The 17662-nt window shown below is 48.4% G+C and carries 16 protein-coding genes; 12 read left to right on the top strand and 4 right to left on the bottom strand.

The window, feature by feature from the left end; translation table 11 throughout:
- Window positions 1-133: 133 nt before the first annotated feature.
- Entirely contained in the window at window positions 134-1210 is a 1077-nt protein-coding gene (gene hydE, locus SMSP2_RS14030; protein ID WP_146684653.1) for a [FeFe] hydrogenase H-cluster radical SAM maturase HydE, read from the top strand.
- A 346-nt stretch (window positions 1211-1556) separates the two neighbouring features.
- On the opposite strand, the gene SMSP2_RS15145 is transcribed toward hydE, so the two are convergent.
- The 4 genes from SMSP2_RS15145 to SMSP2_RS14010 all read right to left on the bottom strand — a co-directional run bounded on the left by SMSP2_RS15145 (window position 1557) and on the right by SMSP2_RS14010 (window position 4493).
- Window positions 1557-1808, bottom strand: a complete 252-nt coding sequence (locus SMSP2_RS15145; RefSeq protein WP_257787951.1) for a nucleotidyltransferase domain-containing protein — start codon at window positions 1806-1808, stop codon at window positions 1557-1559.
- 113 nt (window positions 1809-1921) lie between these two features.
- Window positions 1922-2671 (bottom strand): hypothetical protein, encoded by a 750-nt coding sequence (locus SMSP2_RS14020; protein WP_146684651.1) that lies wholly within the window; start codon window positions 2669-2671, stop codon window positions 1922-1924.
- Between the two features lie 140 nt (window positions 2672-2811).
- Entirely contained in the window at window positions 2812-3693 is an 882-nt protein-coding gene (locus tag SMSP2_RS14015; RefSeq protein ID WP_146684650.1) for a hypothetical protein, read from the bottom strand.
- A gap of 218 nt (window positions 3694-3911) precedes the next feature.
- Window positions 3912-4493: a transposase gene (locus tag SMSP2_RS14010; protein ID WP_186804755.1), complete on the bottom strand. Its 582-nt coding sequence runs from the start codon at window positions 4491-4493 to the stop codon at window positions 3912-3914.
- A gap of 483 nt (window positions 4494-4976) precedes the next feature.
- Here SMSP2_RS14010 and rpoN point away from each other — a divergent pair, with 483 nt between their 5' ends.
- The 11 genes from rpoN to SMSP2_RS13955 all read left to right on the top strand — a co-directional run bounded on the left by rpoN (window position 4977) and on the right by SMSP2_RS13955 (window position 17110).
- Window positions 4977-6452, top strand: a complete 1476-nt coding sequence (rpoN, locus tag SMSP2_RS14005; protein ID WP_186804754.1) for an RNA polymerase factor sigma-54 — start codon at window positions 4977-4979, stop codon at window positions 6450-6452.
- A gap of 72 nt (window positions 6453-6524) precedes the next feature.
- A complete protein-coding gene (locus SMSP2_RS14000; RefSeq protein WP_222566368.1) occupies window positions 6525-7628 on the top strand; it encodes an alpha/beta hydrolase family protein in 1104 nt (367 codons plus the stop codon).
- A 12-nt stretch (window positions 7629-7640) separates the two neighbouring features.
- Window positions 7641-8147 carry a DUF6141 family protein gene (locus SMSP2_RS13995; RefSeq protein WP_146684646.1) on the top strand — a complete coding sequence of 169 codons (507 nt, stop codon included), beginning with the start codon at window positions 7641-7643 and terminating at the stop codon, window positions 8145-8147.
- Between the two features lie 182 nt (window positions 8148-8329).
- Complete coding sequence (locus SMSP2_RS13990) at window positions 8330-9358, top strand: helix-turn-helix domain-containing protein (protein WP_146684645.1); 1029 nt, start codon at window positions 8330-8332, stop codon at window positions 9356-9358.
- Between the two features lie 58 nt (window positions 9359-9416).
- A complete protein-coding gene (locus SMSP2_RS13985) occupies window positions 9417-10199 on the top strand; it encodes an OmpA/MotB family protein (protein ID WP_146684644.1) in 783 nt (260 codons plus the stop codon).
- Window positions 10200-10262: 63 nt separating this feature from the next.
- Window positions 10263-10736, top strand: coding sequence for a nucleoside-diphosphate kinase (gene ndk / locus SMSP2_RS13980; RefSeq protein WP_146684643.1), 474 nt, complete (start codon window positions 10263-10265; stop codon window positions 10734-10736).
- A 287-nt stretch (window positions 10737-11023) separates the two neighbouring features.
- Window positions 11024-12916, top strand: a complete 1893-nt coding sequence (locus SMSP2_RS13975; protein ID WP_222566367.1) for a DNA topoisomerase VI subunit B — start codon at window positions 11024-11026, stop codon at window positions 12914-12916.
- 65 nt (window positions 12917-12981) lie between these two features.
- Window positions 12982-14334 carry a phosphoglucosamine mutase gene (gene glmM, locus SMSP2_RS13970; RefSeq protein WP_146684642.1) on the top strand — a complete coding sequence of 451 codons (1353 nt, stop codon included), beginning with the start codon at window positions 12982-12984 and terminating at the stop codon, window positions 14332-14334.
- A gap of 332 nt (window positions 14335-14666) precedes the next feature.
- A complete protein-coding gene (locus tag SMSP2_RS13965) occupies window positions 14667-15518 on the top strand; it encodes a hypothetical protein (protein ID WP_146684641.1) in 852 nt (283 codons plus the stop codon).
- 402 nt (window positions 15519-15920) lie between these two features.
- Window positions 15921-16424 carry a PEP-CTERM sorting domain-containing protein gene (locus SMSP2_RS13960; RefSeq protein ID WP_146684640.1) on the top strand — a complete coding sequence of 168 codons (504 nt, stop codon included), beginning with the start codon at window positions 15921-15923 and terminating at the stop codon, window positions 16422-16424.
- A 182-nt stretch (window positions 16425-16606) separates the two neighbouring features.
- Window positions 16607-17110, top strand: coding sequence for a PEP-CTERM sorting domain-containing protein (locus SMSP2_RS13955; protein WP_146684639.1), 504 nt, complete (start codon window positions 16607-16609; stop codon window positions 17108-17110).
- The last annotated feature ends 552 nt before the right edge of the window (window positions 17111-17662 follow it).

Raw genomic sequence — 17662 nt, 5'->3', positions numbered from 1 at the left:
TACTAACGGCCGCTTTGACGGCAGTTATTTACAAAAATTGTCGTATTTCATATAGACATACTATAATATAAAGCTATAATATCACTATCAAAGCGATTTAAATAAACCAAAAATGTAAAACAACCTGAATACTATGGATAAAAATCAGATATTAGACTATCTAAAAACCAGCGATGAAGCAAAACTCGCTCAGCTCTGGGAAAAAGCCGACCGTCTTCGCAAACAGTACGTCGGCGACGGCGTGCATCTCAGAGGCCTGATAGAGATATCAAACTACTGCTGCCGCAGCTGTCACTACTGCGGCCTGCGCAGGGAACATGAAGACATACAGCGTTACCGTATGCCCGACGATGAGATAATCGAATGCGCGCAGATGGCGGCGGAATACGGCTACGGCACGGTAGTGATACAGGCAGGCGAAGATTTCGGCATAACCGCCGCGAGAATCGCCAAAATTGTAGAGACCATCAAAACACAAACACCCCTTGCAGTTACACTTAGCCTGGGCGAGAGAGGTGATGATGAGCTGAAACTCTGGCGCGGCAGCGGCGCCGACAGATACCTGCTGCGGTTTGAAACATCCGACCCCGATCTTTACAAAAAAATACACCCGCAGCGCGCCCAGACAATCAGCGACCGGATAGCGATAATACGCAAACTGCAAGAGCTCGGTTACGAAGCCGGCAGCGGCGTGATGATCGGAATCCCCGGCCAGACTTACGAGACACTCGCAAATGACCTTCTGCTATTTAAAGAGCTCGATCTGGACATGGTCGGCGTGGGCCCCTACATTGCCCATCCGGATACGCCGCTGGGACAGATGCCCTTGCCGGACAGCCCGCAGCAGCCGCGGCCGACGGAGCTGATGACATACAAAATGATTGCCCTGATACGCATACTCTGCCCCGAGGCAAACATCCCCAGCACCACCGCACTTGCCACGATAAACAAGGCAACCGGCAGGGAATTCGGCCTCCAGCGAGGGGCAAACGTCGTTATGCCGAACATGACGCCGCGTAAGTACAGGGCGCTATACGAGATATACCCTTCCAAGGCATGTATCGACGAAACCGCCCAGCAGTGCCGCCACTGCCTGCGGGGACGCATCGAGTCTATCGGCAGACACATCGCCGCCGGCCCGGGCTCAAGAACCAGACGATCAAAATTAAACCCTTCTAATGCAAATACAAATCCAATCCCCCTCTTTTAGAGGGGTGCCCGAAGGGCGGGGTGTTTAAAATACATATCCGCTGATTACGCAGATTAGCGCGGATTATTTTGCGTAGGTCGGGCTTCCAGCCCGACACAAACTTTTCTATTTATTGGACAGGATTTACAAGATTTACAAGATTAAAATAAATCCTGTCAATCCTGTTAATCATGTCTATTAACCATTGCTTATGTCTGAACCAACCGCTCTATAATTCTTCACTTGTTTGGCAATCTGATATTATTGATAAACAAGTGAAGAACGGCTCTGATGATTTACTGCCGCCTGTTCCTAAAATTTTCAATCAGCGAGAATCTGCGCAATCTGCGGATTTCAAACTTGTCTATTACCCATTGCCTGATTTCTTTACGGTTTGGCCTTCACGGCGGGCAACTTCAATGATTGCATTGGAATTATCATTTAGCCATTGCTTTTCGCCGCAGGGAATCGGTTCTATCCGGCTGTCCGTTCTGGCGGCTATCCGCCATAATCTGTTTACAAAATCCCGGGATACAACGCCATCGAATTCAGGCGAAACAACAAGTAAATCGATATCGCTCATCTCATCGGCCCCGCCACAGGCATATGAGCCGAATATGACACCAAAACTTATGCTTATACCAGATTTGGATACAGCTTTTAGGTATCTGGCTGCGATTTTTACAACTGGCTCTTTAACGATATTAAAACCTCTTCGGTCTTTTTTATATATCAGTCAAGCGGAACACATGCCGGATCGCCGGGTGTCTGCTTGCAGTCTATGAGCCAGTTGGATGCCATCTTAGCTAAATCCAGCAGATCCACCCTGCAGTCACCGTTAAGATCGCCCATCAGCGAATAGTCGCAGCTTCTGATCGAGCCGATTGCTCCGACTGCGTCGATATCCGCCCCGACAGTAGAACCCGAAGAGCCGCCTTCATTATAGTCGTCTATGAGCTGGACAGCGTCAAAGACAAGTTCTCCGGCAAGGTAGCCGGGGAATATCGCGTCAATGTCAATAGACGAGGTGCTGCCGTAAACTTTTCCTATCTCATAAAATCCGTCTTCGTTTGCGTCATAAGTGGCAGGATCGAGAATCAAAGCCGTCTCGGCCGTCGGGCGTATGGCTACGTAAGTATCCTCAACGTCCGGGCCGACTTCAAATATGTGCAGATCGTGGCCTTCGCCGCCGCTGTTGACCAGATAATTGTCAACAAACAGCAGTTCAAGCAGTCCGCCCCTTCCCAGTGTGGCGTGTTCATCGTCGTTACCGACCCAGTCGGGGATGCCCAGCGCAGCCTGTGGATCAGTACCGGCTGTTGGTGCCGGGCCGCCGCCATAAAGAGGATCGTATCTAAGCACCGCATCTGCAAAACTCAGATCGCCGTTGGGAAACTCTATACCGCCGTAAGTCTCCGCATGAACGCAGGAACAGCTCAAAGCAATAGTCATTGTAAGTGTAAGTAAAAGTAATCTCTGCATAAATAACTCCTTATTAAGCCTTTAAGTCAACTAAAACGCACTTTATAATACTCTCTGATGTCTATTTGTCAAGATAAAAGAAGAACCACACTGCTTAAATAGATACTCCAAAACGAGATGCCAGCATAATTTGTGCCATTTTACTCATCTGAGTTATTTGAGGACTTTGAGGTTTGCATAAACGGCGGCTCATTTTGGATTTGAGTGATAAAGCTGTTAGCCTTTTCCACGTTGGCTCTTTGGCCGCGGAACACAAGCCAGCTTGCTCCCTCGGCCCCGGCAACGCCGCCGGCGCCCGCCTGAAACGCTTCAATGCCAAAGAGTATGTCTATGGCTTCAAGCTCGGTAACGATGGTGCCGTTGAGCAAAAACATTGACGGCGTATAGTTGAGGCTCTCCACCGGCTGGCGCAGCCGGTTTATGGTTTCGAGGCCGGAGCCGGCGACCTGTTTTTCGAGGCCGATCGGAATTATCAGATGTGCTTTTCTGGCAACCACATAGGGCATAATTTTACCCGAGGTCCCTCCGTCGGGAGCACCGATAAAAACGCCGGCGATTTTATTTTCGTAATCAAGCATGTTGCCGCCCTTTATCACGACATCTCCGGGCTTGAGCTGCTTTAACGCGTCTTCAAAGCTGATCTTCTCGTCAACCTTGCCATTGATAATAACAATTTCATCTGTTTTCTGCTCGGGCCGTTTGGGAGCGGGCTTATCCGGCGGAAAAACCGCGCCAAGCACAAACTCCAGCGGCATCAGCTTTTTACCCGTCAGTTCCTGGGCGATATAAGTATTGGTTGTGCCGCGTGTTATAATTATCATCCCGTCTTTTTTCGCCTTCTGCACTTCCGGCATCTGAGCGACGGCTTTCGCTATCAGCCGCTTACCCTGGGCAACGGTAAGTACAGCCGAGGCCTGAACGGTATCTGTCTCTTTTGCTAAAAGCTCTGACCCGCCTGAGAACAGCAAAAACACAATTGCCGGCACAAATATCTTTTTTATGCTCAATTTTAATTTTCGCATATATTCCGCCTTTCGTAGAAATAAATACTTTTTATATTACAATTTCTGTAAGAGCTCCCCGTAAGAGCTCCCCGTAAGAGTTCACCGTAGGAGTTCACCGTAGGAGTTCACGCTTTAGCGTGCTTCTATTTTATACATTATCTGCATTTTAACAAGCTGAAGCTTGTACTCTTACGGGGCTTGTACTCTTACGCAGCTTGGACTCTTACTTATTACAATCATTTATCCCACTCCTTACCATAATCAAGGACAGGATACGCTTTCCAGATTTCTTTAGCCTTCTCTCTTCCAACCTCGTTCAGAAATTGTACCGCACTGCAGAAAACCCATTGTTCCCACCTTTGAGCAAACCCGTGCTTTACGGCATTATGGTGAATATAATTCACCGTTGCCCAATAATGCCTCTCACTCCTTATAATACGCTCTACGCAGTTGTGCCACACCTTGCGCCCGAGACAGTTGTCCTCTAAATTCCACTGCCGCGAAAGCCTGCCGTGCATCCGTCCAAGCGAATATCGCAGCTCCGTAATATGTTCGGTCTTCACCAGAACATGGTAATGGTTGGGCAAAATGCTCCATGCGATTGTCTTCTCAGAGCAGCTTTCGCAGATTTCCAGAACGCTCTTTTCAAGCATCGCAAGCCGTGAAAATACTGCACCCGCGATATGCTTGTGCTCATAACATGCCGCTGAAACTATATAGTACCGGCTCTCCCCGCTGTCCCAGTGCGGCGGGCTGTGCCAGGGCCGTATAAGCTGTTTCCGCAACCGCAGCGTTTCCGCCCGTTCCTGCGGTGTCATTTTTCGCCAGTCATACATCCTGATGATCGTTTAAACGTTTAATTGTTTATAAATACACAAGCTGAAGCTTGTACTCTTACTTTCACCGTAAAAGCTCCTTGTAGGAGTTCCCTGTAGGAGTTCACGCTTTAGCGTGCTTCTATTTTATACATTATCTGCATTTTAACAAGCTGAAGCTTGGACTCTTACGCAGCTTGGACTCTTACTATCCCTGTAGGAGTTCACGCTTTAGCGTGCTTTTTTTACTTAACAAGCTGAAGCCTGTACTCTTACGGGGCTTGTACTCTTACGCAGCTTTAACTATTACAAAAAAACTAACGGTTTGGGTATGAATTTTGCAATATGGGTTGAAAATAGCATTCGCTATGGTTATAATGCGCACAAATTAATGTGGTAAATCTTTTAGAAGGCAGAAGAAAGCCACACCAATCAGTCAAGATACAAACTTTTGCATAACAGTACAGGCATGATAATATGAGCGCAATGAGACTAGAGTTAGGCAACCAGATGCGGATGGAGCAGAAGATGCTTCTGGCTCCCAAGATGATCCAGTCGATGGAGATTCTCCAGCTTCCCGCGATGGAACTCATGCAGAGAATAGATGCCGAGCTGAGCAAAAACCCCGTACTCGAAGCCGAATACGCTGACCCTGACGCCCCCGAAGCCGACAATTCCGACCAGGTGCCGGACAAAAATTATGACGAAAGAGACCTCGTTGTCGATAACACCGACGGCGTCGACGATTTCAACCGGCTTGACAGCCTTGATGAGGGTTTCAAAGACGCCGTCAACCAGACCGGGCCAATCCGTGAAACACGAAACGTAAACCAGGACGAAGACCCTAAATACGAGGCTCTTCAGAATACCGCCGATACCCATATCTCTCTTTACGAGTACCTTGTGCGGCAATGGAGCGTGACAACCGAGGACGAAAAACTTCTCGAGGCGGGCTTCGCGATACTTGAGCAGATTGACAACAAGGGGTATTTCACCGGCAGCCTCGATGAGCTCCGCGGCTACGAAAATGAACCGCTGGAGAGAAAGACCTGCGAAAAAGCATTAGAGATGATACAGCAGCTTGAGCCGGCAGGCGTCGGCGCACGTGACATCCCCGAATGCCTTAAAATCCAGATCGACAACCAGGAGGAGCCCCGGAGATTCGAAACCGCAAGAAGAATACTCACAGAGTGTTACGAGCTTTTGCTGGCCAACCGGCGGGCTGATATCGCCAAAAAACTGGGCAAAGCACCCGAAGAAATTGCAGACGCGATAAAACAACTTGGCAGGTTCAATATTGCCCCCGGCGATAAATTCAGCCAGGGGCCTAACCTGGCGATAAGGCCGGACATTATCGTTGAAAAAAATGAAGACGGCGTATATGAGCCGCGCCTGGCGGACACGAGCCTGCCTGATTTGTACATAAACAGCTATTACAGCCGCATGGCAAGTGATAAAACCGTTGACGGTAAGACGAAGAATTATCTTAAACGCAATATAAACTCCGCCAACTGGCTGATAGAGGCGATTATGCAGCGTAAACAGACGCTGATGAAGGTCGCCACGGCGGTAGTCAACCGCCAGCAGGAGTTTTTCGAAAAGGGCATAATGCATCTTAAACCCCTGACAATGGTGTCGATTGCCGAGGAGATAGAAATGCACGTCTCAACCGTATCCCGAGCCGTGGCAGAGAAATACGTGCAGTGCAACAGGGGCGTAATACCGCTGCACGATTTCTTCAGCACCGCCCAGAAACAGGCTGACGGCAGCAGCCAGAGCACCGATTCTATAAAGGCGGTTATAAAAGAAATTATCGACAACGAGGACAAATCAAAACCGCTCGGCGATGAGAAGATAATGAAAAAACTCGAACAGAAAGGCATCAAGATAGCCCGCCGAACAATCGTTAAGTACCGTCAGCAAATGAACATCCCAACAGCAAAGATGCGAAAGCTCTACTAATTGATTTGATTGTACCGTGTAAGGGTAAAGTTCATGGATCCATTTTACTTTAGAAAAGTTACTCTGCTGATTATGTTATTATTTTTATTACAATTTACCGGCTGCAGCAAATATCTCGCTGAAAAGGTTGTCAAGGCCCCGAATTTCGGCAAAACCGCTGACGAACTTGGCGAGCTAAGCGAGGAGCAGATGGCTTACCGGCAGTTCGATTCCCAGGGCAGGATCACAATCGGCTCGCCTGAAATTTCAATGCACTATGTTGTAATTGAACCGAGAAATGAATGGGCGGCGGCCAAAGGCACAGCCATACACGATAAACTTTCAATGGAGTTTGACCTGCACAACAGCGGCATACCCTCGCAGGAGTGGGCAGAAATCCCTGAAATCATGTATCTGGACCAATACCCCGATAAAGGCGATTTTAACAACATGGGACTGAAGTTCACCGCGGAGAGACAAACGCCGCCGCGATCAGGGCCGCGGTTCAAAGGCACTGTAGTTTTTCTCCACGGTCTCGGGGTTGACAAGATGTTCTATGCCTCAAGCTGGGCGCAGCTTATGGCTTCGCACGGTTACCGCTGTATCCTGCCGGACTTGCGGGGGCACGGCAGGACAACCGGAGATTATGTGACATACGGCCGGCGTGAAGCAGAGGATGTCAGCAGACTTCTTGATCGGCTCTGGGGACCGCTGCCGGTGGAGCGGCCGGTTATACTCTTTGGCACTTCGCTTGGCGGCTCAACCGCTATACAAACCGCCGCGAAAGACAGCCGCGTAGATGCGGTAATAGCTCTCGAGCCGTTTTCCTCGCTGCTCGAGACGGCTTACGACTTTGCCAGGCTCGAACACCCTGTTATATCGATGTTTACCTCCCGCAAAATCATAGAAAAAGCGGTCGAAGACGGGGGAAAGATAGCCGGTTTTGATGCCCGCAGAGATACCGCGCTCGATGCCGCCGGCGGGCTTGAGACTCCCCTGCTGGTGATTCACGGCAGTGATGACCGGCACGTCACGGCTGAGCACAGCTTCAGACTCCACGAGGCAGCCGCAAACAGCACGCTCATTATCAAGGAAGGCAAACACCATATGAACCTGGGCTGCAATGACATTTACGATCTCAGAGATAAAATATTTGATTGGCTGGAAAAATCTTTGTATAATCATTTTCCGCGATAATTAAGGAAAAAAATGAAAAACACCGACCGCGAAATTATATATTCAGAAGTGCAGCGATTCAGCTGGATTATAAATTTGATTTTTATCGCCGTGATTATCATCTCTTTCGCTGCCGCCGCGGCGGCATTAACCGCAGCCGGCAAGAGCGAAGAAGAACCTTTGGAGCCGGGAATGATGCTTTTTACAATAATAATCAATTTAGTGTTATTGGCTCTTTTAGTAACATTTCAAATGCAGACGCGTGTGTATAAAGACGCTGTATGGGTTCGCCTGCTGCCCTTTATGCCGTGGTTTAAAAAGATTCCGTTCGAAGATATCCGGGAATACTGCCCCCGCAAATACAGACCGGTATTCGAATACGGCGGCTGGGGCATACGTTACAGCTTTAGAAACGGCAAAGCGTACAACGCCAAAGGAAACAAGGGTTTACAGATTACATTAAAAAACGGCAAAAAAATTCTCATTGGCTCACAAGATCCGGAAAAACTGGCAGATGCAATCAAAAAACACATCAACTGACAGATTTACAAACCCTTTTGGCAGAGGTTTTTGCGTTTTTTTTGGTAATAATGGCCGCCCTGGGAGTTTTCCTGTCGTAAAATTTCTTGAAAGAATTTGATAAGTCTATATAATTTGAATATTTGGAATCTGAATAATTGTTTTAATACATATAAATATTTTATCTAAAAGGATTAAGCCTAATGGCTGACGAGTATTACACGATTGCCCAGGCAGCTAAGAAGCTGGGAAAAACGGAAGACGAGATCAAAGCGATGTCGAAAGAAGGCGATTTGATCGGGATGAACAACGGTTCCGAGGTCGTTTTTGATAAAAAGGAAATTGACCGGCTTGCAAACTCCGATAAGACCGCAGAGGCTGATGATTCTGTATTTTCAATTACAGACGATACCCTTGCCGGCGGAACAAACGTCTCCGACCAGACGGACATGGATGATTTCGACAACACAGCCGACAATGAGATGTCGAGCATTCTCGGACTCGCTGACACCATGAACGTTGACGGTGACACTATGGCAGGGTCAACTGTTGACCCGCTTGAGGACCTCGATGCCGAGCTCAATGACGGCCAGGCAGAGGAGAAGACAGATTTAGACCTGGCAGGTGATGCAAACCTCGAGTCCGCCGAAAGCGGCTCTGGCCTGCTGGATTTGTCTATTCAGGCAGACGACACATCTTTTGGAGCTGTCCTTGACGATATAATGCCCGGAGATGACGAAAACCAGGTTGAGGGGATCGACGACTTCAATTTCGATGAGCCGGGACAGGAAGAAAAGCCGGCAGAGGAATCCGGACTGAAGCTGGAAGAAACTCCGGCGATAGAGGAAGAGCAAAGCCCTGATATGCAGAAAGATCTCACACGCGAAGCGGTCGCTTTCTCTGCTCCCGCCGCGGCCGGCCCCGCTGAAACGCCCGCCGATGTTGATTCCACTTCAGGCGCTTACGGCGCAATGCTTCTGCTGCCGGTTATCGGCGTTGTTATAGCCGCTATCGTTGTCAGTGCCGCGGTTTCAGGCGTAACCCCGGGTATCTTTGAGATGCTCCAGAAGTACATCTGGTACGTGGTCATTGCCCTGGCGGTCTTGTCTCTACTGCTGCTGGGCATAAGTGCAATGATGAGCTCATCAAGCGATAAGCCCAAGAAGGCTAAAACTAAAACCAAAAAAGAAAAAAAGAAAAAAGAGAAGAAACCCAAAAAGGCTAAAAAATAGCCCAGACGGTATCTAAAATAATAAACCAATCTACCAAATAAAATGAAGGGCATAAGGCATGAATAAAACGAGATTTTTAATTGTTGTCAGTATTGCGGCCGCGGCTTTAATGACCTCCGGCTGTGTAGCTAAAAAAGATTACGACAGCCTCAGGATGCAGAACCGTCTCCAGGCCCAGCAGCTTTCAAACGCTGAAAGCGAGCTGAGAACTGCAAAACTCGAGGTCGAAAAACTCCAGAAGCAGTTAGACGCTATCAGGCAGTCCCAGGCCGCGGGCAAGGGTGCCTGTTCAGAAGAAATAGCACTGCTGGAAACCGCAATCGCAGAGAAAAACGAGCTGATTAAACAGCTTCAGGATCAGCTGCTAAAGAGCGGCGGCGTCCTGCCGACAGAGCTCAATATGCTGCTTGAGGAATTTGCCGCCGGTACCGATATGGTGGAATTCGACGAGGAAACCGGCTCGCTCAAGTTCAAGAGCGACCTGCTGTTTGAGCCCGGCAGCGACAAACTTAGTTCTAGTGCCGTCAAGTCAATAGAAACGCTTTGTGCGATCCTCAACTCACAGGAAGCGGCTGATTTTGACGCGATTATCGCCGGCCATACCGATGACATGCGTATCGCCAAACCCGCGACCAGGCAGAAACACCCGACAAACTGGCATCTCTCTACAAACAGGGCTATATCGGTTATCCAGGAAATGACTGATAACGGAATCGCACCCCAGAGGCTCAGTGCAAGGGGCTTTGGTGAATACCGCCCGATAGCCGAGAACAAGCCAAACAACCGCGGCAACGAGAAAAACCGCAGGGTTGAGATTTACATCGTGCCAAAAGGTAAATAATTTATTCAAAATCATTCAAGCGGGTTTTATACAAGCCCGCTTTTTTAATTGGTATAATATAAGATGCAAGAGAGAACTTTAATAATCATAAAACCCGACGCCGTTCAGCGTCAGATAATCGGCAGGGTAATAGACCGCTTAGAGATGAAGGGCTTCAGGGTTACCGGGGCCAAAATGATGCACATAAGCCTCGAGCTGGCAGAGAAACATTACCAGGAACACAAGGGGCAGCCTTATTACGACCGGCTCTGCCGCTACATTTCTTCATCGCCGTCTCTGGTTATGGTATGGCAGGGCGAGAACATCATAAAGCTGAGCAGAAACCTAATGGGCGAAACCTTAGCCAGTCAGGCCCGCCCGGGCACCATCAGGGGCGATTTCAGCACGGCGGAGAACTACAACATTGTACACGGCTCGGATTCGCCCGAATCGGCTGAATCTGAAATATCGCTGTTTTTCAATGAAGATGAAATCGTTGATTACGAGCTGACCATCGAGCCCTGGTTATCGGGCACATACCACGAAAAAATCCGATAAAGATAAACACGTCAGAAATTCCGGCCCCGCGAGAGTAAGACCACGAGCTAAGTAAGAGTCCGCCGTAAGAGTACAAGCTTCAGCTTGTTAAAAAAATACACGCTAAAGCGTGAACTCCTACCGGCTTGTTAAGACGCAGCCTCAAGCTGGTATTTTATCCTTTACAAAGACCTCTAAAAAGAGATACTGTTGTCTTTAATCAGGTTTGCCGGTATTCATAAAAAATACCCCCGGCAGGCCAGCAACCTGGAATTATTCTAAACATAATATTTTAGTCAAAGAATCATATGGCAATACGAATTATTGATAAACAGGATAAGGGGCCGTCTCTGTTTGACGAGCCGGCAGAAGAGCTGAAAACACCCGCTAAAAAGCCGCGGGAAGAAGCCGCCGAAAAACCAGCCAAAGAAAAAAAACAGCCGCCAAAACCGAAAAAGTCCCCCGCAAAGACCCAAACGGTATCTCTGTTTGATGAATCCGAGCCGGAACCATCCGCCAAGGAACAACCGGAACCGGCAGAGGAGACCCCCGAGCCCGCGGCAGAGGATAATAAACCCGCGGCGGAAAAACAGCCCCGCTCAAAACGCTCGGGCAAGAAAAACGGCAAAGCCGCCACCGCCGAAAGCATGGCCGGCAAGCAGCGGGATATCAGTATCAGTGAGTTTTTCGCCAAAAACCGCCACCTTCTCGGCTTCGACAATCCCCGAAAGGCGTTGCTTACAACCATAAAAGAAGCGGTTGACAACTCACTTGACGCATGTGAAGAAGCGTATGTCCTTCCTGCGATAACAGTTACGATCGAACAGCTCGATGAGAACAAGTACCGTGTAACCGTAATGGACAACGGTCCCGGCATCGTAAAACGCCAGGTACCCAACATTTTTGCCCGCCTTCTCTACGGCAGTAAGTTCCATTCGCTCAAGATGAGCCGCGGCCAGCAGGGTATCGGCATCAGCGCCGCGGGCATGTACGGACTGCTCACCACGGGCGAGCCGGTACAGGTAATCTCCCGAACCAACCCCAAAAAGCCCGCCTATCACTGCCACGTGCAGATCGACACCGCCAAAAACGTACCTGATGTAGTCATGGACGAAGAGTGTGATTTCGAGCTGCCCACCGGCACAAAGGTTACGATCACGCTGGAGGGCCGCTACCTCAAAGGCAAACAGTCAGTCGATGAGTACATTGAGCAAACTGCAATGGCAAACCCGCACGTTGCAATGACTTACAATGCCCCCGACGGCAGCAGCTATGTGTATGAGCGCCAAAGCGAGGAGATGCCCTTTATCCCCGTTGAGATAAAGCCCCACCCCTACGGCGTTGAGCTGGGAATGCTCTACAAGATGGCACGTGAGAGCAGGGCAAAAAAACTGCCGCAGTTCCTCCACGAAGATTTTTCACGCGTAAGCCTCAATCTTGCAAAACAGATTGTAAAGGATGCGGGCCTGAGCATTCAGCTTCGCCCGTCGAAATGCACGCTGCAGGAAATGGAGGCTGTGCACAAAGCCGTCAACAAGACAAAGATTATGGCTCCTTCTACCGACTGCATCGGCCCTATCGGCGAAGAGCGGCTCGAAGAAGGCCTAAAACGCGTTGTCGAGGCGGAGTTTTATGCCGTATGCAGCCGTAAACCAAGCGTTTACCGCGGAAACCCGTTCCTCGTCGAGGCCGCCCTTGCATACGGATTCAAGGATAATGACAGCAAAAAAGACGATGATGACCGCCAGCCGCTGATGCAGCTCAAACGCGTTGCCAACAGGGTACCCCTGCTCTATCAGCAGAGCGCCGGTGCTATATATAAAGCCGTGCTCGATGTTAACTGGCGGAACTACGGCGTAAGCCAGAGCCGCGGCGCATTGCCGTCGGGGCCGCTGCTGCTGATGGTGCATATCGGCTCGGTCTGGGTGCCGTTTACATCAGAGAGTAAGGAAGCCGTGGCGCATTACCCTGAAATCATAAAAGAAATCAAGCTGGCGGTGCAGGAGTGCGGCAGAAAGCTCGGCCGCCACCTCAAACGGCAGCGGAGAGTAAAACAGGAACTCCAGAAACGCAGCTATATACAGACATACCTGCCGCATATCGGAGAAGCCCTGCGGGATATTCTCGCACTCAAGGATAACGAGGTTACCGACGTGGTAGAAAAACTCAGAGACGTTTTAGAGCGGTCAAGGAAATTCTAAGCCCGCGGCAGCAGCAGATAATAACCAGAAATTGCAAGATGCAGTATAAAAAGGAATAACACATTATGGCACAGGAACTTATTATAAGCATAAGCGGCATGAGAGGCATTATCGGCGAGAACCTTTTTCCTTCAACAGCGGCAGAATACGCCGCGGCGTTCGGTACATACCTAAGACGCACCGCCGGCGAGGGGATATCGGTAGCCCTGGGCAGGGATTCCAGGCCCTCGGGCATGATGCTCGAGTCTGCCGTCGCCGCGGGACTGTGCAGCGCGGGGGTGAACGTAATCCGGCTGGGAATCGTTACAACGCCGTGCGTGGGCGTGATGCTGCGGCATCTAAAATGCACCGGCGGGATCGTGATAACCGCATCTCATAACCCTATCCCCTATAACGGCATAAAACTGCTGCTCGATAACGGTATCGCCCCGCCCGCCGACAAGACCGCACTGATTCGCCGGATGTACTTCGATAAAGACATAAAATACACCGCGTCGATCGACTGCGGCAAGGCAGAGGATGAGGGCCGCACTGATGATATCCATATAGATAAGGTGCTCGCCCTGTGCGACAGGGACAAAATCGCCTCCCGCGGCTATAAAATCGTGCTCGACGCAGTGAACGGCGCCGGCGGGCGAATCGGCTCTAAGCTGCTCGAAACGCTCGGCTGTGAAGTTGTCGGCATGAACCTCGAACCGACAGGCATATTCGCCCATACTCCAGAGCCGACCGCCGAAAACCTCACAGGCCTCTGCGAGGCGGTGCCCCAACACAAAGCGGATGCGGGATTCGCCCAGGACCCCGACGCCGACAGGCTCGCAATTGTAGATGAGAGGGGCACTTATATTGGCGAGGAATACACGCTTGCCCTGGCGGCAAAGTATGTGCTCTCTAAAACGCCCGGCGATGTCGCGGTGAACCTCTCAACCTCCAGAATGATCGATACGATCGCCGACGAATACGGCTGCCGCGTTATCAGAACACCCGTAGGCGAGGCTAACGTCGCATCGGCAATGCTCAAAAACGGCTGCACAATCGGAGGAGAGGGTAACGGCGGGATTATCGACATGCGTGTAGGCCCGGTACGCGACAGCCTCGTCGCTATGGCACTTGTACTGCAATACGCCGCGGAAACCGGACTTGCGATAAGTGAGCTTGTCGCCGGGATTCAGCCGTTCGTCATGCACAAGGCCAAAATAACAGTCAACAAAGACAAACTCGAAGCCATGCTCGACAAAGCGAAGCAAGCCTTTGCACAAGCGAGAGTTAACGAATCTGACGGCTGCCGGTTTGACCTGCCCGAAGGCTGGATACACCTCCGCGCAAGCAATACAGAGCCGATAGTCAGGGTTATTGTAGAGGCGGAAAATGATAAAACCGCAAAAAATTATCTTGACACAACTCTCTCTTTGAGTTAGATTTAGCCTGTTAGAAACCTCGGGGCACACGTCCCTGTTAGTGGTAATTTATAAAGTTTATAAGATTAGATTTTTGTTAGAAAGCATCAAAACTCATCAAACCGCAGCAGACCTTGCTATATAAACACCTGCACGGTATGTAGTTGCGCGAGCCAAAAAGAAATTTTTAAATTTGACGCAAAAGTTCTTGAAATGCTTTGTTAAATCATGTATATTACAAATTGTAATTCCTCCTTAAAAAGAGGATTAGTGTTAATGCCAAAACCTGCTTTCGGGAACGTGTCCTGAAAGTTTAAAAGAAAATGTAATATTTTAATCGAAAGGAAACGCAAATGAAAAAGATGTTAGCAATCGTTGCTGTACTCACATTTGTAACAGGCGCCATGGCTGCGACAGTCACATTGACTGACGGCGGCGTGGACGAGAACGGCCTCGTAACTGTAGGCTACACCTATGACGGCGAAGACGCTCCTGTAGCATTCGGCCTTGTTGTTGACTCTGATGTAAGCATCAGCGCTGTAGCAGTTCCGGCTTTCTACGACGTATTCATCGACTCAGCTTATACACTGGGTGATGGCTACACATACCCGGGCGAAGGTACCAGCACTGGTATCCCCACTGCTCAGGTTGGCGTAGCAGGCGAGCTGGCTCTGCCCGCAACTGATTTCGCTATCAGTGCAGGCGGTCTAAAAGACGGCGAAACTGATCTTCCTCCTCAAACAGAGGCTGAACAGTTCTTCACACTCCAGATCGCTGATTTCGGCAGTCTGGCAGAAGGCACATACGAAATCGCTATCGCTGCTGACGATGTTCGCGGCGGTGTTGTAAGCGAAGCCGGTGCATTCGACGTTGTTGGTACAACAATCACAGTTGAAGTTTCAGCTGGCGCTGAATGTGACTGCTATGGCGATGTCCCGACATTCAACCCTATAGAAGGTGGTTTTGTCAGAGATGGTGTAGTTAACGTAAATGACTTAAATAGAGTGATAGATGCGTATGTTACTGCTGGTGGTCCCTTTGCAGTCGATGAAGCAGCTGAACTTTATTGTGCTGACGTTCCTACTTTCAATCCAATTGAGGGTGGCTTTGTCACTGATGGTCAAGTCAATGTTAACGACATTAACGCTATAGTAGCTGCTATTATTGATGCAGGTGGCGGAGACGCCCCATGTATTCAACAATAATATTTGATACAAATTAGAATTCAAAATAACTCGGGGCTATGGCCCTTATAGCCCCGAGTTTTCATTTTGCCGACTTTTTCGGTAATCTAAGCTCTTTTTAAAAAACGGTCGAAGAAAGAAGGAAGTCACAAAAGACGGAGTCGTTACCACCTTTTCTACCACTTCCCCTTATATCCTTATCACGGGGTATCATTGCGCACATCCTTTTCATTCTTTGATCACACGAGGTTCGTTGTGTCTTTTGAGCACAGATTGAGCCGTGTTTGTTAATTGTTTATTTGCTGTAACGGTTACAGCGGTAATACGCTTAAAGCAAGCGTGTGATCCGGCAAAGAGTTGGCCTAATTTCTTTTTGTCCGGTGATTAATAAAAATTGTTCGAAGTAAAGAAGGAGAACAAATTATGAAAAAGGCATTAGTTTTAGCAATGGCATTAGTAGCAAGCGTTTCTTTTGGTGCATTGTACACACTTACAGATGGCGCTGGAAATGAAATCAGTAGCGACATGGATGCCATGGAAGGTACTTTTACTCTAGTTGCAACATATGGCAGTGGCGGAATGCCATTAGATGGTTTTGGCTATGCTTATACCATTAGTGAAGATGCCAAGAATGTTGCAGCACAAGTTACAGAAGCTAGCTATAGTATAGCACCTACGGTAACTGTAACAGGAAACACTGTTGATGGTCTGGCCTCTGGTGCAGCATCTACTGCAATTACAGAAGCATCTGAACTTTTCAGGATTTCTTTTGACGCAGTAGCTGGCAGCACAATTGCCATATCAAACCCTGGTTACCATGGTGATGGCACTAGGCCAGCTGAGTGGTCAAACATTAACGTAGTACCTGAGCCGATGACAATGGCTCTGCTGGGTCTTGGCGGAATGCTAATTCGCCGCAAGAAATAAACCTGGCACAGAAGCAAGAAGAAGACGAAGACGAAGTGATTTGAACTTACGCCGGAGGGAAATGAAGAATCCCTCCGGCATAAAAAAAGTTCAAACGAAAAAAGTATATGCATCTATTTAAGTTGGCCTAATTTCTTGATAGGTGTGAAAATGTTGTTCGAAGTAAAGAAGGAGAACAAATCATGAAAAAGGCATTAGTTTTAGCAATGGCATTAGTAGCAAGCGTTTCTTTTGGTGCATTGTACACACTTACAGATGGCGCTGGAAATGAAATCAGTAGCGACATGGATGCCATGGAAGGTACTTTTACTCTAGTTGCAACATATGGCAGTGGCGGAATGCCATTAGATGGTTTTGGCTATGCTTATACCATTAGTGAAGATGCCAAGAATGTTGCAGCACAAGTTACAGAAGCTAGCTATAGTATAGCACCTACGGTAACTGTAACAGGAAACACTGTTGATGGTCTGGCCTCTGGTGCAGCATCTACTGCAATTACAGAAGCATCTGAACTTTTCAGGATTTCTTTTGACGCAGTAGCTGGCAGCACAATTGCCATATCAAACCCTGGTTACCATGGTGATGGCACTAGGCCAGCTGAGTGGTCAAACATTAACGTAGTACCTGAGCCGATGACAATGGCATTGCTCGGTCTGGGTGGTCTCGTTCTCCGCCGCAGGAAATAATTTTTCTGCATGAAGAAAACCTGGGACACTAAACCAGATGTCAAATAGCGATATTTGACTACAATTCAAACATTAAGGCACATCCTTATCAAGGGTGTGCCTTTTTTTAATTAAGAATTAAGAATTAAGAATTAAGAATTAGGAATTAGGAATTGAAAACGACAATAGACATGATTTACCCGGCACTTGTTTTTCTAAATCGTTATAAGTTAAACAAGTGAAGAATTATAGAGCGGTTAGTTCAGACATAAGCAGCCATGTAGAGCAAATTCACGAATTTGCTCAATTTGAAAGTTAATAACTAAAAGTAATCAAATAGACATGATTTACAGGATTTGAATTTACCATGAAGAGCATGAAGGACATGAAGAATACATATAATAAAAACTTCAATTTCTTCAATAACTTCATGGTTAATAAAAAATTAATCTTGTCCATCTTGTAAATCCTGTCCAATAATTAAAAAGTTAAGATTTAAGTAGAAAATATGGAACGACCGGCCCCAACGGTTGCAAATCTCGTCATAAGCCGGATAATTACGGTTTATGCGAT

The sequence above is a fragment of the Limihaloglobus sulfuriphilus genome (genome assembly GCF_001999965.1).
GTDB lineage: Bacteria > Planctomycetota > Phycisphaerae > Sedimentisphaerales > Sedimentisphaeraceae > Limihaloglobus > Limihaloglobus sulfuriphilus.
Note: the sequence above shows the minus strand (reverse complement) of the source record. Positions and strands in the feature narration are given on the sequence as shown.

Coding starts and splice junctions, on each gene's coding strand:
- rpoN (WP_186804754.1), top strand. CDS start 4,977: ATGAGACTAGAGTTAGGCAACCAGATGCGGATGGAGCAGAAGATGCTT.
- SMSP2_RS14000 (WP_222566368.1), top strand. CDS start 6,525: ATGTTATTATTTTTATTACAATTTACCGGCTGCAGCAAATATCTCGCT.
- SMSP2_RS13975 (WP_222566367.1), top strand. CDS start 11,024: ATGGCAATACGAATTATTGATAAACAGGATAAGGGGCCGTCTCTGTTT.
- SMSP2_RS14020 (WP_146684651.1), bottom strand. CDS start 2,671: ATGCAGAGATTACTTTTACTTACACTTACAATGACTATTGCTTTGAGC.
- SMSP2_RS13990 (WP_146684645.1), top strand. CDS start 8,330: ATGGCTGACGAGTATTACACGATTGCCCAGGCAGCTAAGAAGCTGGGA.
- SMSP2_RS14010 (WP_186804755.1), bottom strand. CDS start 4,493: ATGACACCGCAGGAACGGGCGGAAACGCTGCGGTTGCGGAAACAGCTT.
- SMSP2_RS13985 (WP_146684644.1), top strand. CDS start 9,417: ATGAATAAAACGAGATTTTTAATTGTTGTCAGTATTGCGGCCGCGGCT.
- SMSP2_RS13965 (WP_146684641.1), top strand. CDS start 14,667: ATGAAAAAGATGTTAGCAATCGTTGCTGTACTCACATTTGTAACAGGC.
- glmM (WP_146684642.1), top strand. CDS start 12,982: ATGGCACAGGAACTTATTATAAGCATAAGCGGCATGAGAGGCATTATC.
- hydE (WP_146684653.1), top strand. CDS start 134: ATGGATAAAAATCAGATATTAGACTATCTAAAAACCAGCGATGAAGCA.
- SMSP2_RS13955 (WP_146684639.1), top strand. CDS start 16,607: ATGAAAAAGGCATTAGTTTTAGCAATGGCATTAGTAGCAAGCGTTTCT.
- SMSP2_RS13960 (WP_146684640.1), top strand. CDS start 15,921: ATGAAAAAGGCATTAGTTTTAGCAATGGCATTAGTAGCAAGCGTTTCT.
- SMSP2_RS14015 (WP_146684650.1), bottom strand. CDS start 3,693: ATGCGAAAATTAAAATTGAGCATAAAAAAGATATTTGTGCCGGCAATT.
- ndk (WP_146684643.1), top strand. CDS start 10,263: ATGCAAGAGAGAACTTTAATAATCATAAAACCCGACGCCGTTCAGCGT.
- SMSP2_RS13995 (WP_146684646.1), top strand. CDS start 7,641: ATGAAAAACACCGACCGCGAAATTATATATTCAGAAGTGCAGCGATTC.